The following is a 13,934-nucleotide window of genomic DNA, read 5'->3' as shown; positions in this document are numbered from 1 at the left end:
AAATTCCGCTAATACAAGGTTATTCGACAAAAAAACACAATCCCGACTACTAAACTAAGAAAACGGGCCTCTAGCCCTTGTTTAGGCCCTAGGCACATTTTCCCCTAAAATGACCATCCTCCTAATACACATTTTGGACACATACGACCATCTTCCTGTTTTATGGCAAAAGCGTTTTACTTTGGATAAATGCGGGTATAATGATTGAAACCTTACCAAGCAACCTACATGGCATTACGACATCAAGTACATATAAATAGTCCTATACAGACGTCCTAAGCAACTCAATCTGAATTTGACAATATGGAATTGGAGGAATGACCCACATGAATACAATGAACTTAACTGTCCACACCCTGATGCCCTTTCACCACCAATACCAACGTGCCAACGCGGTGAGTATGCAGAAGAAAGAAGATAGCTCGGAGAAGAAGCTCAGCTTTCAGGACATTTTGAATGAAAAAATGGGTAAAAAATAAAGCTCCGTTAATCCGGTGCATATCTCGCTTTACATAAGCTGAAAAGCCGTAGTTTTCTACATCGACTGTAGAGAACCACGGCTTTTTGCTATCTCACGCGTTTCTAAACCTAAACTCATACATTCATGGAAATAAACCTCTGACGAGCTTAACTGTACTATTTGTTGAGGCTTCCCAGTTGATTGACTTTCGTATCGCTACCGATTTATCGCTCGCCATCCCGATACTGCTCTGCCTTCTCACGCATCCCGGCGACGACGGCTTCCTCGGTATTCAGTTTCTTATCTGCCGCATAGGCACGAATGTCCTGTGTGATACGCATACTGCAAAACTTAGGACCGCACATCGAGCAAAAGTGTGCTTCCTTGGCCCCCTCTGCCGGTAGTGTTTCATCATGGTAGGACAAGGCCCGCTCAGGGTCAAGCGAAAGATTGAACTGATCGTGCCAGCGGAATTCAAAACGCGCCTTGGACAAAGCATCGTCCCGCTGCTGTGCACGTGGATGGCCCTTCGCCAGATCGGCAGCATGTGCGGCAATTTTGTAGGTAATAACTCCCTCGCGGACATCATCCTTGTTCGGCAGACCCAAGTGCTCCTTCGGCGTAACATAGCACAGCATGGACGTCCCGAACCAACCGATCATGGCCGCCCCGATAGCTGAGGTAATATGATCATATCCTGGTGCGATATCCGTCGTCAGCGGTCCTAAAGTATAAAAGGGAGCCTCCTTACAAATTTCCATTTGTAAATCCACATTCTCCTTGATTTTGTGCATAGGGACATGTCCCGGCCCTTCAATCATGACCTGGACATCATGCTTCCATGCGATTTGCGTTAGCTCGCCCAACGTCTTCAGCTCTGCAAATTGTGCTTCATCATTCGCATCATAGATACTACCCGGACGCAGACCATCCCCGAGAGAAAAGGCCACATCGTAGGTTTTCATAATTTCACAGATTTCTTCAAAATGCGTATACAAAAAGTTCTCCTGATGGTGCGCAAGGCACCAAGCTGCCATAATCGACCCGCCCCGGGATACAATTCCCGTCATTCTATTCGCCGTCATCGGTATATATCGCAGCAATACTCCCGCATGAATTGTAAAATAGTCCACTCCTTGCTCCGCCTGCTCAATCAGTGTGTCTCGATACAGCTCCCACGTCAGCTTCTCTGCTTCGCCGTTCACCTTTTCCAGTGCCTGATATAGCGGCACCGTCCCAATCGGTACGGGTGAATTCCTAATAATCCATTCACGCGTTGTGTGGATATTACGACCTGTGGACAGGTCCATGACGGTGTCTGAGCCCCAGCGTACCGCCCAGGTCATCTTCTCCACTTCCTCCTCGATGGAGGACGTAACCGCGGAATTTCCAATGTTTGCATTGATCTTCACGTGAAAATGGCGCCCTATGACCATGGGCTCGCTTTCCGGGTGATTGATATTTGAAGGTAAAATGGCTCGTCCAGCCGCCAACTCCTGCCGCACAAACTCGGGCTCCACTCCTTCACGGATCGCCGCAAATTCCATTTCAGGCGTAATGATCCCTTGCCGCGCATAATGCATTTGCGTCACAGTGCGCCCTTGTGAAGCCCGAAGCGGACGGTTAGTCACGCCGGGAAATTCCACTGTTTCCCGTTTGGAGCCGGGTTTCAGTCCATTATCCTCCGGCTTGACGGCGCGGCCCGCGTAAGCCTCCACATCCCCCCGTTCCAGTGCCCAAGCTCGCCGTAATGGTGGCAAGCCCTGACGAATATCTACCTGATAGGCTTCATCTGTCATCGGACCGCTGGTATCGTACACACGCAGTGGCTCATGATACTCTATCCCCTGCGGCGTATGTGTGGGATGCAGCGCGATTTCACGCTCTGGCACGGCAATGTCCGGCCGAGAACCTTGAATATACACCTTGCGGCTCCCCGGGAAAGAATTAACCCTACTGGATTGCTCCGCACTTGTCTTCTCTACTGCTGTTGATTTCATTCCTGTTTCTTTTGTTCCTTCGGTTTCCATCGATTTCATGATCCATTCCTCCCGTATCGTTGAAATGACACACCGATCCGGAACCATTCCGAGGGTGGCGCTGATCTATGCAAAAAAGCCGGTTCCCTAGGGAACCGGCTAATCAAACGAGGCAGCTATCCAGACAGCACGCACATGGAATAAAACCCTATGCGTCACCGCAGACAGCAGCTGCGTATACATTTCAATGGCCGATTACTTCCCTACGCTGGTATGATCCAGATCAGGTGCAAAGGGTCCGGAATCTTGCCCGATTCCATCTCAGCCTGCATTACAGGCTCCCCCAGTAACTGTGATACTTTCTATTCACATGAATTGGCGGCTATAACAGACATCCGCCATCTCTATCAGACTACTTTAAATTTATAGCTTTGGCAACCCTTGTATGATTTCCTTTTGTATTGATTACTGTTACGGGAGCATAAGCCCCATTTCCTTAGCTGCTTCGATCAAAACCGGAGCAAAATCATGCAGCGTCTCAGGCGCAAGTCGACTGACCGGGCCGGATACAGATAAAGCCGCCGCGACCTGCCCCTTTCGGTTCACAATAGGCGCGGCCACAGCCGCAGCTCCTGGCTCACGTTCTTCATAGCTAGTCGCATACCCCTTCTCGCGAATGTCCTGCAGCTGGGCTTTATATACCTCAGTATCTACTGAGGGAGGCCATTCTTCACTGCTTAGCAGTACCTCCAGCTCCTGTGGCGGCATAAAGGCCGCCAGCACCTTGCTGGAGGCTCCCACAGCCAGCGGCATACGCGCTCCCACGGGAGCAACCCTGCGGATCGCCTGATTGCTCTGCACGGCTTGTATGCGAATACGCATGCTTCCATCCCGCAGGTACAAGCTGACCGTCTCCCCTAAGCGATCACGCAGTCCTTCCATTGCAGGCTGTAACAACACCGCCGGCTCATCGCTTTGGGACAGATGCGTCGACAGCTCCCATATGCGAAAACCAAGCCGATATTTTTCCGTTTCGGCATTCCGAACGACAAATCCCCGATCCTCTAGCGTAGTCAAAAGACGATGAACAGTGCTTTTATGTAGACCAATTTGGGAGGCAATCTCCGTTAGACCAAGATCAGATTCTGCGGTAAAACACAGCAGTATATCAAGTGCACGCTCTACAGCGCGGACGGTTAATTTACGGTCTTCCATCGTGAACCGCTCCTCTTGTATCCATATTCGTTTCACACTATGAAACATGGTTACATAAATTATATAGAATAGTCGCGGCTACTGTAAACCGATGTTTTTGTGACAACCATATTACAGAACAAGAACAAACATCGACAATTCTTTGCATCATTTTTACTTTTCCGGTTCAGACGTTGACTTTGGATAATACCCATCATACGATAATAGGTATCTATACGGACATACCCTACTATTTTCAAGTGGAATTATACCTAAATTTTATGATTCGAAGATCAATTCTATATAAGGAGGCTCTTACATGATTTCGACATCCCAGCGCAACGCTCAGCTACAGACCGCTGTTCAGGAGCCGTCCACCCCACTCTTTAATCCCCGTATGCTGCGGTTCAAGCACGTTGTGATTGCTCTGCTGCTGTCGGTCGTATTTTTTCTATTGTTTTGTTTTATTGCCTTGCATGCTTACATCGCCTGGGTGCTTACGAATCCCACCGTCGCGCCATTATACTCTAATCCGATGCAGGCCAAAGGTATGCCTTATGAGGAAGTCAGCTTCCCAGCCAAGGATGGTAGCCGCATGGTACAAGGCTGGTATATCCCGGCAGATCAATCGCGGAAAACCATAATTTTTAGTCATGGCTATGGAGCTAACCGCGAAGAAAGCTGGATTCCCATGTATGATCTGGCGCATTATGCCCATAGCTTGAACTTTAATGTGGTCATGTTCGATTACGGATTTGCGTCACAAAACAGCAAGGCCGTCGCAACCGGAGGCAAGGCAGAATCCCAACAGCTTCTTGGGGCCATCCAGCTTGCAAAACAACGCGGCTCGTCGGAAATTATTGTATGGGGCTTCTCTATGGGAGCAGGAACCGCTCTTCAGGCGGGTTTGCAAACCAAAGATGTGGACGCGATGATTTTGGACAGCACCTTCCTACTGGAACCGGATACGCTCTACCATAACATTCACAATCAAATTAATTTGCCGAGACATCCATCTTTGGAAATACTGGAGTTGCTGTTTCCAGTCTTGAACGGCACCAGTTTGCATCAGATTCCATATCAGGAGGTTAAAAAAGAGGACTATCCGTTTCCAATCATGTTTGTGCATGGTACACAGGATGAAAAGGCCCCTTACCCCATTGCGGAAAAGCTCGCTGCCAATCAGACCAACCCGCTTTCCAGTGTATGGATTGTCAAAAACGGGATACATGAGCTTATTTTCAGAGAGCACCCTCGTGAATATTTGCGGCGGGTATCGACGTTTTTAAGCAATGTGCAGGAGCTGGAGGACAAGAAAACCACGGCTGCTGCCCATAAACAAACGACTACGAAGTAAAGAATTATTTTCGAAATAAGCATTCATCGCCTTGAAGAAGTCTGCCTATGGACACTTAACCCGTGCCGTAGACAGGCTTCTTTTTTTATTTTCCACGATTAATTATTGTTCTGCACAACAGGTATAACCTGATGAAGGAAGTTCATAGACATATTCCCGATGAGACGGCGAATATACTGGGTACATATGCATCCAGGACAGATCTGCTAGATCTGCCGGATAGCCATAGTGGGATACGGGAGGTAAAAACGATGCTGAGTACTTATGGGTCTTTCCTGCCCTTACGTGTGCTGGAGGAAATTCGTCATTGGAAGCAGCAGGAAAGTTGGCATGTGGAAGTGATTAAATCCGCTACTGAAGGGCTAGAACCTGCTTATGTGCGGCTGCTGGATGATTGGCGAACCGTATTTGAACAAACGGAACGGGCCGCCATAGAGTTGCTTGAAGAGCAACGGAGCGCGCTTGATCCGGTAGAACAGGCATGGCAACATCAGGAGAAAAAAGCGTCGTCTGCCCCCCAAGCTCATACACACCAGCTGGATAAACCATCAGCACATTCAAGGGGATCAGACGCATCAGCAACTGGAGAGAAACCGTTGTCCGAATCAGGCTTGAATTCACAGTCTGCCTCTCAAGAATTAAATCGTCGACTGGACGATTTGCTGCAAACTGCGAACCGTCAATCACAAGAATATGTACGGCAGCTAGGTTTGCTGACCGAGCACAGTCATGCATTGCGTCAACAGCCAAAATCCGCCGGAGTTGTAATACACGCAGCACATGAAAGTCAATATTTCCTGATTTCGACAACTCCCTTTCAAGAGCCCGGCTCCATCGCACGAGCCGCTGGGTTGTATCATGTAGCGGCAGAGGGTGAGGATTACCCGGAGCAAGCGTTTCGAGGGAGGCATGCCAGTATGAGAGGAGAAGGTTCTGGGGCTACTAAAGGCGTCCAGTCCGGTCAGACGCAACCTTCAGCAGCGGAAAAATCCTTAGTCGGTCGCCCGGTCCCTATTGGGGGACATCGGCTCCCTCCGCTTCCTTACCCTTATAATGCGCTTGAACCGTACATTGATGAAAAAACGATGCGTATTCACCATAACAAGCATCATTTGAGCTATGTGAATGATCTGAATAAAGCGGAAAAGAAACTGGAAGAAGCCCGAAAAACAGGTGATTTTGACCTCGTAAAGCATTGGGAACGTGAACTGGCATTTAACGGGGCAGGTCATTATCTGCATACTCTTTTTTGGACGATCATGAGCCCTCAAGGCGGTGGAAACCCAAGCGGACCGCTGGCTGAACAGATTAAAAAGGATTTTGGCAGCTACGATGCCTTCAAAAAGCAATTTAGTTCGGCAGCCGAAAAGGTCGAGGGCGGCGGCTGGGCTATCCTGGTATGGAGCCCGCGCGCCGGGCGGCTTGAAATTTTGCAGGCCGAAAAGCACCAGAACCTGACTCAATGGGAGTCTATTCCGCTGCTGGCGATCGATGTGTGGGAACACGCATATTACTTAAAGCATCAGGCCGAACGTAATAAATACATCGAAGATTGGTGGCATGTCGTCAACTGGCCTGAGGTGGAGGCGCGCTATGCTCAAGCCTCCAAGCTAAGATGGCAACCATTCTAAGCTAAAACAAACTACACCTGCAAATCGTACCGCTCTCTCAGCGCTGCCATCTGTTCTGCCAATCCTTCCGGTTGCACCAGCGAGCCATCGGCAGGCAAAATGGCAGACCGGCTCTCGACCACACGGCGCAGCGATGCTGTGTACGCCTCGACAGACGGCACACCAGCTAGCTCTGCCAGGCTGCCCATCGTTGCCGGATTCACTCGGGGATAATCCGGCTCCTGCACGCCTTCAGGCGTCCCCCCGGCCGCCTCTCGATAAAACTGCTGCACCGCCTGTGCACGCTCTGCTCCGCGGCCCTCAATCATCACAAATGCTGTGATGATATACGCCTTGGCTTGACGCCGCTGCGCAATGCCGCAAAACTTGTGTCCCCCAACGCTCACATCGTAGTCCCCGGGACAGAAGGACCCGATGATTTCTCCGGTCTGCGCCTCTACAGACCACGGGGCCAGCGCATCGGCAATCAGCCCTGCCATGAGCCGAAAATCCTCATGCAGGCTGATGGCCCGCTGCGGATTCGGCAGGATCAAGGACAGGTTCAGTACCCCCCTGTCCAGCATGACGGCTGCTCCGCCTGAAGGACGCACGCATACCGACGTTCCTGAGCTGCGCACCCGCTCCATCGCCTGTGGGGCGTTGGGAAGCCTGCGGTCCCGGTGACCAATCACAAGCGCCCCCGGATGCCGCCATAAATGCAAAATAGGCGCAGCTCCTTTCCCAACTTGCCGACAAGCCAGCTCCTCCCAAGCCAGCGGAAACAATACGTCTTCCTGAGTAGTCATCAGTGGCGCTTCCAACCATTGCAACTCAGGCAATGCTGTTGTTATTTCTGTTGAGCTATGTATATGGTCCATACGTTATCCCCTATCTTAAAAATAACTGTTATCCATAGGCTAATCGTAATTTTCAAGGCAGCATGCTGCTATTTTTTTATTTCATCTTCTTCACAGTAGCTATCCCATTGTCACTATTACCGATGTTAACAAAAAAAGGCGGCTACGCCTATGCGTAAACCGCCCTTTTTTTATCACTAACCATTGCATTCTGTTCAATTATTCCTTGATCAGGGACAAGAACTCTGCGCGTTGTGCTGCATTATCACGGAACGTACCGCGTACGGCAGACGTTACCGTTTTGCTGCCAGGCTTTTTGACACCTCTAGCACACATGCACAAGTGTTCGCCTTCCACGACCACCATAACTCCGTGAGCGGAGACCGCTTCATTTAAAATATCAGCGATCTGCGATGTAATACGCTCCTGTACCTGCAATCGGCGGGTCACCGCCTCCACCAAACGGGCTAGCTTGCTTAGTCCTACAATTTTACCGCTGGGTACATAGCCGATATGCACTTTTCCGAAGAAAGGAGCCATATGGTGTTCACACTGACTGTAGTAGACAATATCCTTCACGATTACAAGCTCCTCGTGATTCTCGTCAAATGTCACACCCAGCGCATCTCGTGGATCAACCTCATAACCCGCAAATATTTCCTCATACATGCGCGCAACGCGTGCCGGTGTTTCCAACAAACCTTCACGCTTGGGGTCCTCACCGATCAGTTTTAAAATCTGCTCCACATGGTACTCGATTTTATCCCGGTTATCCGCAGCTTTGCGGTTAATATAATCTTTTACGCCAGCCACAGTAATCCTCCTCTATGCAGCAACCTCATGCGGCATCCGTGCTCACGTTGCTCATTATTTCCGACGGCCCTGATTTTTACGCGCACCAGGCTGATTTTTGGAGAACTGTTGGTTCTTCATCATCTGCTGGGCTTTTTGCATCTGTTTCCCATTCAGGTTGTAGCCCATCTGTTTGGCCATTTTTTGCAGCGTTTCAGGGTCGTTCTGCATCTTTTCAAGCTGTTTGCGAAGATAATAAGCACCGATGAAAAATCCCCCGACCAAGCCAACAATCAGGGTAATAATCGGAATGACAATATTCCACACCACGAAGTCGTCACCTCTGTATATTTATATGAGACATCTTGAATTACACGAACCTATCATAGCAAAACATGGGACAGCTAGCAAATTACTTTTTGCAAACATATGTCCTTATTCCTTCTCCAAATCCAGCAGCTTCATTTTGACTGGCAAGCCTCCGGCATAGCCAACCAAACTACCGTTTGCACCCGATACACGGTGGCATGGAAACAGGATAGGCAATGGATTTTTGTTATTGGCTCCGCCGACAGCACGTACCGCCTTGGCTCGTCCGATTGATTCTGCAATATCTTGATAGGACATACTTTGTCCGTACGGAATATTTTGCAGTGCGCGCCATACCTGCTCTTGAAAAGGAGTGCCTCTCAAATCATAGGCTATACTGAATTCCCGTCGTTCTCCCGCAAAATATTCACGCAGTTGTTCTGCAGCTTCGCGCAGCTTTTCCGGCTCCTGTACATAGACATATTCCCCGACCCATGTCCGGGCCCATTGCTGAAGCAATGCTTCCTTCGCATAAAAAGAGCCATAGTCAATTCGACATAGCCCACGATCCGTAGCACACAGCGTCAGAGTGCCCACAGGCGTCTCCATTTCATCATAATAAATCGTAGTTGGACCCTTTGAATCCTCCGTCTTTAATTCAGCAGAAGTTTGCTGTTCTGCCTGCTCTTGTTCCTCTAGCTTGGAATGCGCCTGTGCGATCATTTCGCGTACTTGCTCATGTTGTTCCTTCTCTGATGCTTGCTTGATCGCTGTCATAGCGTTTTCCCCTCCTATTCGACTCAAAGCCCACGCCGCCGTGCCTCTCAGCTCGGGACGCGGATCATCCAATAAAACCTCCGTCAATTTGGGCACCGCGCTAACATCCTTAAAATTGCCAAGACCAATGACTGCATTGCGTTGAATCGGCTTCTTCCCCCGCCAGGCCGCCGCACTTTGACCAAATCGGTCTTTGAATTCACGATTGCTCAAATCCAGTAACGGTAACAGCAACGGCTTCACAATTTCAGGATCGGGTGTAAGCTCGGGATGATGATCCCAGTTAAGGCCTCGATTTTTGGGACATACGATTTGGCACGTATCACATCCATACAGCCGATTCCCTATTTTCAGCATAAACTCCTCGTCCAAAAAGCCCTTGGTTTGAGTCAAAAAGGACACACACCGCTGGGCATTCAGCTGTCCCGGACCTACAAGCGCGCCGGTAGGACATGCATCCAAACATTTGGTGCACTCTCCGCAACCATCCGTAACCGGTTCATCTGGCTGGAAAGGAATGTTCGTCAACAGCTCCCCCAGATAAATCCATGATCCCAGTGTCGGTGAAATCATCATCGTATTTTTGCCGCTAAAGCCAATCCCTGCGCGTTCCGCAACAGCTCGATCCGACAGTTCTCCGGTATCCACCATGTTTTTTAACACTGCATCAGGTACCCGCTCACTTATAAAAGCCTCAAGCTTTTCCATCGCTTCACGCAATACCAGATGATAATCTTTACCCCAGGCTGAACGCGCCAAAATACCACGGTACTTGCCCTTGTCCGACTTCGGCGGGTCCTTCATTTTGGAAGGATACGCCACCGCAATGGCAATCAGGGATGCAGGCTGCGAGCCATACAGCTCCGGATAGATGCGCTTATCAATATCGGGCTCTTCAAAGCCGGACTCATAGCCTTTAGCACGATGCTCTTCCAATATAGCTTTCAGAGACAGAAAGGGATCGGCGGATGCGAACCCGATGGAGTCGATACCCAGCCCTGGAGCTGCCTCAATAATTTCCTGCTTGAGCGAAGCCCAAGTCGAAGCCGTCCCGGTAGCCGTCCGAGTTAATTCGCGTTGCATCCGATACTCACCTCTCTTCTACTTTTATCATTACGGCTATGAGAATGTTGCAACATTCTCATATCTCAAATTTCAACAGAAAACAGCAACAGATGCTACCGTAAATTTTTAACAGCACTTGTCGCCAGAAAATCACAACGATTATTGAGTTCGTTGTCACTGTGGCCTTTCACCTTCACATATTCAACCTCATGCTTACCCATTAGTTCCCACAGTTCTTCCCATAGTTCCTTGTTCTCCACCGGCTGATTTTTACTGTTACGCCAGCCATTACGGAGCCAATTTTTAATCCAGCCTTGTTTGAAGCAATTGACGACATAGGCAGAGTCACTGTGTACTTTTACACGGCACGGCTCCTTGAGCAGCTTCAGCGCTTCAATCACCGACTTGATCTCCATACGGTTGTTTGTCGTCATCTTTTCGGCACCCGACAGCTCCTTACGATGCTCTCCATACAGCAAAACGATCCCCCAGCCCCCTGGGCCCGGGTTCCCCGAACAAGCACCGTCGGTATAAACCATCACTTCTTTCATCGTTCTCTTCCTTTCCTGATTGGGAACCGCTGACCGTTATAACTCTGATCGGTTCGCACGTATTCCGCATTGATTTCAGACTATCGTTGCTCATAGCCACTTCCACTCCGAGATCGGCCAAAATATAAACTCTGCACGTCCCAGTAAATCTTCAGACTTAACGCTGCCAAAATACCGGCTATCCTTGCTTGCAGCCATATGGCGATTATCGCCCATGACAAAAAAGTGTTCCGGCTCCACTGTAAAAGGACCGTAATCACCATCCTCCACGTCCGAGTTGGTGTACGGCTCATTTAGCAGCTCGCCGTTTACATACAAATGATTATGCTCAATCCGAATGACATCTCCGGGAATACCTATGACTCTTTTCACTAAAAATCTTGGGCTGGACAGTTTGGAATCAGGATCTTTTAAAATCACAATGTCCCCTCTTCCCGGATCATGAAAATTATAAACCAGCTTATTAACGAACAAATGCTGGCTTTCCGTTAGCGTCGGTTGCATCGAATGTCCTCTGACCGTGGACAAGTTAAATACAAACAGGTTCAGAAGCAACAAGACGACCATTGCAATCAGCAGAGTAACTAACCAATCGCGTATGTAACCAGAGCGACCTGCCTGTTTGGACGTTTCCGGTGAAGGTAGCAGGTCTGACGAAGGAGTCAAAGCATCCATAATTAACCTCCTCAACCCTGTTATAAATAGAAAAGCATATCCCGTACCCGATTGCAACGGTTACTCAGATATGCTCTAAATGTAAATATTATACTTCATTTCTGTATATCGATTGTCGATTAATGAGGTGCCAAAATACTCAGCTTCTGAAACGCCTGTAAAATCTGGCTTGCTCCGTAGCCCATAGCTTCGTACAACGGCATGGCCGCACTGTTATGCTTGTCCCCGGCTACCCAAATACGGCTAACCTTACGTTGCTGAAAACGTTGCTCCATGGACTCCACAAGCGATTTCCCAATTCCCATCCGACGATGATCCGGGTGAATAGCAATACGATAGTAACAACCATGATTCTGATCAATCGTGCCAATCAGGGCACCAACGATCTCTCCCTCTTCTTCGGCAACGACGATCAAACCGGAATCCCACGAAAGCTGACGGGCAAAAGCACCCACCGTCTCTTTGTAGCACTCCTCTGACAAGGCAATTTGCATGAGTTCCGTAACTGAATTCACATCACTTAATTGAAAGGAACGAACGTGCATAAGTAATATCTCCCTTTTCGTAAGCATAATAAAAAAATTGAGACAGCACCGTCATTTTTACATAAATCCATAAAGCGCTTATCATGGTGTTAATCACAAGGCATTATGATAAAAATGCATACGATCTGCTATATATGAAATGAAGAACAGGAAAAGGGTGTATGCCCTCAAGTTCGTCATGTCATAGACATGACAGCTTATAGCAGACGACAAAAAAGCCGAAAATTCTGCTTCCTTGACCATTAAACCATACTTTTTGACGGAATACATCCCTTTTTCTCATGTAAGCGCTATATATAAAGCGTTTACATTTTTGAAGGTCAAATTTACCTCTTTTTACCTATGTATTACGTATTCCAATCGGGTTTTTGGACATGCTATCTACCAGGCCCTATTACTCAGTTTGGTATTTTACAAACAAAAATGTTGAAAAAATAGGCTGGATGCGGTTTAATATAACTATCGAGGGTATTATTACATAGGAACACTTACCCAACCATATAACCAGGAGGGATTTTATTATGGCATTTCAATTACCAGAACTTCCTTACGCAAAAGACGCACTGGAACCACACTTTGATGCACTGACAATGGAAATTCACCATGATCGTCACCATAACACATATGTTACGAACTTAAATGCAGCTCTGGAGAGCGCTCCTGAACTGCAAAGCAAAAGCTTGGAGGATCTGATCTCCAATCTGGACAGCGTTCCTGAAAGCATCCGCACTGCGGTTCGCAATAACGGTGGTGGACACCACAACCACAGTTTGTTCTGGGAAGTTATCGGTCCTAACGGCGGTGGACAGCCAACAGGTGCAATTGCTGAAGCAATCAACAACGAACTGGGTGGCTATGACAAATTTAAAGAAGACTTCACTAAAGCAGCTACAACTCGTTTTGGTAGCGGCTGGGCTTGGCTGGTTGTCGGTAAAGACGGCAAACTGGCAATCACTAGCACTCCAAACCAAGATAGCCCGCTGTTCGAAGGTCTGACTCCGGTACTTGGACTGGACGTTTGGGAGCATGCTTACTACCTGAAATATCAAAACAAACGCCCAGATTACATTGCAGCTTTCTACAATGTAATCAACTGGGATGAAGTTAACAAACGTTACGCGACTGCAAAGAAATAAGCCAGTAGCAACATTCTTATCCTAAATCATGAAGGGTTGTCTCAAAAGTAGATTTTCTACGAATGAGACAGCCCTTTTGGCATTCTGTGGTAAACTGGTGGAAATCATTCTTTATTACAGTCCCAGGAGGGTAATGGATGCAGACTTTTTTTCGTTATAACTGGATGGTTCGAGAACAATGGTATCGCTGGTGTGAAGAGGTGCCGCAGGAGGAACTGCTGAAAGAACGTATTGGCGGGGCTGGCGGCATTCTAAAAACGCTCTTTCATATCGTTGATGTAGAATGGAGCTGGGTTCAAATCATTCAAGGCAAACCTGATTTCCAGGAGGACTTCTCTCAGTATAATACGCTGGCTAAAGTCCGCGAGCTGGACGCGAAGTTTCGACTCGATGTGGAGCCGTTCGTCCTCGCCTGGCATGAAGGTCTGGAACGAAAAAGGTTTGAAGATCACCTCCCGGACGGCAGAATTGCGATCGATGCCTGGGGCGAGGTGATGCGCCATGTCATTGCCCACCAAATTCATCATATCGGACAGTTGTCCGTATGGTCGCGTGAGCTCGGCAAGGCCCCGGTTTCAGCCAATGTAATCGGCAAAGGGCTGATTGAGAGCGATCCATCCATATAGG

14 protein-coding genes and 1 riboswitch are annotated in these 13,934 nt (G+C 48.5%); of the genes, 5 read left to right on the top strand and 9 right to left on the bottom strand.

The window, feature by feature from the left end:
- Window positions 1-326 precede the first annotated feature (326 nt).
- Window positions 327-479: a hypothetical protein gene (locus EGM68_RS25630; protein WP_010348453.1), complete on the top strand. Its 153-nt coding sequence runs from the start codon at window positions 327-329 to the stop codon at window positions 477-479.
- Between the two features lie 205 nt (window positions 480-684).
- On the opposite strand, the gene thiC is transcribed toward EGM68_RS25630, so the two are convergent.
- Window positions 685-2,460 carry a phosphomethylpyrimidine synthase ThiC gene (gene thiC, locus EGM68_RS04210; RefSeq protein WP_129550288.1) on the bottom strand — a complete coding sequence of 592 codons (1,776 nt, stop codon included), beginning with the start codon at window positions 2,458-2,460 and terminating at the stop codon, window positions 685-687.
- A 222-nt stretch (window positions 2,461-2,682) separates the two neighbouring features.
- Window positions 2,683-2,794, bottom strand: a riboswitch (TPP riboswitch).
- Window positions 2,795-2,910: 116 nt separating this feature from the next.
- Window positions 2,911-3,654, bottom strand: coding sequence for an IclR family transcriptional regulator (locus tag EGM68_RS04205; protein ID WP_025677464.1), 744 nt, complete (start codon window positions 3,652-3,654; stop codon window positions 2,911-2,913).
- A 298-nt stretch (window positions 3,655-3,952) separates the two neighbouring features.
- Between EGM68_RS04205 and EGM68_RS04200 the strand changes: the two genes are divergently transcribed.
- Window positions 3,953-4,990: an alpha/beta hydrolase gene (locus EGM68_RS04200; RefSeq protein ID WP_040102139.1), complete on the top strand. Its 1,038-nt coding sequence runs from the start codon at window positions 3,953-3,955 to the stop codon at window positions 4,988-4,990.
- A gap of 251 nt (window positions 4,991-5,241) precedes the next feature.
- The gene (locus EGM68_RS04195) at window positions 5,242-6,621 is read left to right on the top strand and encodes a Fe-Mn family superoxide dismutase (protein WP_129550287.1); all 1,380 of its coding nucleotides are present in this window, start codon (window positions 5,242-5,244) and stop codon (window positions 6,619-6,621) included.
- An 11-nt stretch (window positions 6,622-6,632) separates the two neighbouring features.
- Here the strand turns inward: EGM68_RS04195 and EGM68_RS04190 are convergent, their stop codons facing one another.
- The 7 genes from EGM68_RS04190 to EGM68_RS04160 form a co-directional block, all read right to left on the bottom strand.
- Window positions 6,633-7,478, bottom strand: coding sequence for a lipoate--protein ligase family protein (locus EGM68_RS04190; RefSeq protein WP_129548697.1), 846 nt, complete (start codon window positions 7,476-7,478; stop codon window positions 6,633-6,635).
- 198 nt (window positions 7,479-7,676) lie between these two features.
- Window positions 7,677-8,270, bottom strand: a complete 594-nt coding sequence (gene folE, locus EGM68_RS04185) for a GTP cyclohydrolase I FolE (protein WP_013369415.1) — start codon at window positions 8,268-8,270, stop codon at window positions 7,677-7,679.
- Window positions 8,271-8,324: 54 nt separating this feature from the next.
- The gene (locus EGM68_RS04180) at window positions 8,325-8,579 is read right to left on the bottom strand and encodes a YneF family protein (RefSeq protein WP_013369414.1); all 255 of its coding nucleotides are present in this window, start codon (window positions 8,577-8,579) and stop codon (window positions 8,325-8,327) included.
- A 105-nt stretch (window positions 8,580-8,684) separates the two neighbouring features.
- Complete coding sequence (gene queG / locus EGM68_RS04175; RefSeq protein ID WP_129548696.1) at window positions 8,685-10,418, bottom strand: tRNA epoxyqueuosine(34) reductase QueG; 1,734 nt, start codon at window positions 10,416-10,418, stop codon at window positions 8,685-8,687.
- A 95-nt stretch (window positions 10,419-10,513) separates the two neighbouring features.
- Window positions 10,514-10,951, bottom strand: coding sequence for a ribonuclease HI (rnhA, locus tag EGM68_RS04170; protein ID WP_019686138.1), 438 nt, complete (start codon window positions 10,949-10,951; stop codon window positions 10,514-10,516).
- A gap of 90 nt (window positions 10,952-11,041) precedes the next feature.
- Entirely contained in the window at window positions 11,042-11,626 is a 585-nt protein-coding gene (lepB, locus tag EGM68_RS04165) for a signal peptidase I (RefSeq protein ID WP_058710695.1), read from the bottom strand.
- 119 nt (window positions 11,627-11,745) lie between these two features.
- A complete protein-coding gene (locus EGM68_RS04160) occupies window positions 11,746-12,171 on the bottom strand; it encodes a GNAT family N-acetyltransferase (RefSeq protein WP_013369410.1) in 426 nt (141 codons plus the stop codon).
- 521 nt (window positions 12,172-12,692) lie between these two features.
- On the opposite strand from EGM68_RS04160, the gene EGM68_RS04155 reads away from it, so the two are divergent.
- Window positions 12,693-13,307, top strand: a complete 615-nt coding sequence (locus EGM68_RS04155; protein ID WP_129548695.1) for a superoxide dismutase — start codon at window positions 12,693-12,695, stop codon at window positions 13,305-13,307.
- A 137-nt stretch (window positions 13,308-13,444) separates the two neighbouring features.
- Window positions 13,445-13,933: a DinB family protein gene (locus EGM68_RS04150; protein ID WP_058710694.1), complete on the top strand. Its 489-nt coding sequence runs from the start codon at window positions 13,445-13,447 to the stop codon at window positions 13,931-13,933.
- Window position 13,934: the final 1 nt, after the last annotated feature.

The sequence above is a fragment of the Paenibacillus sp. M-152 genome, assembly GCF_003856555.1.
Classification (GTDB): domain Bacteria; phylum Bacillota; class Bacilli; order Paenibacillales; family Paenibacillaceae; genus Paenibacillus; species Paenibacillus polymyxa_C.
This window is presented reverse-complemented; position numbering and strand designations above follow the sequence as displayed.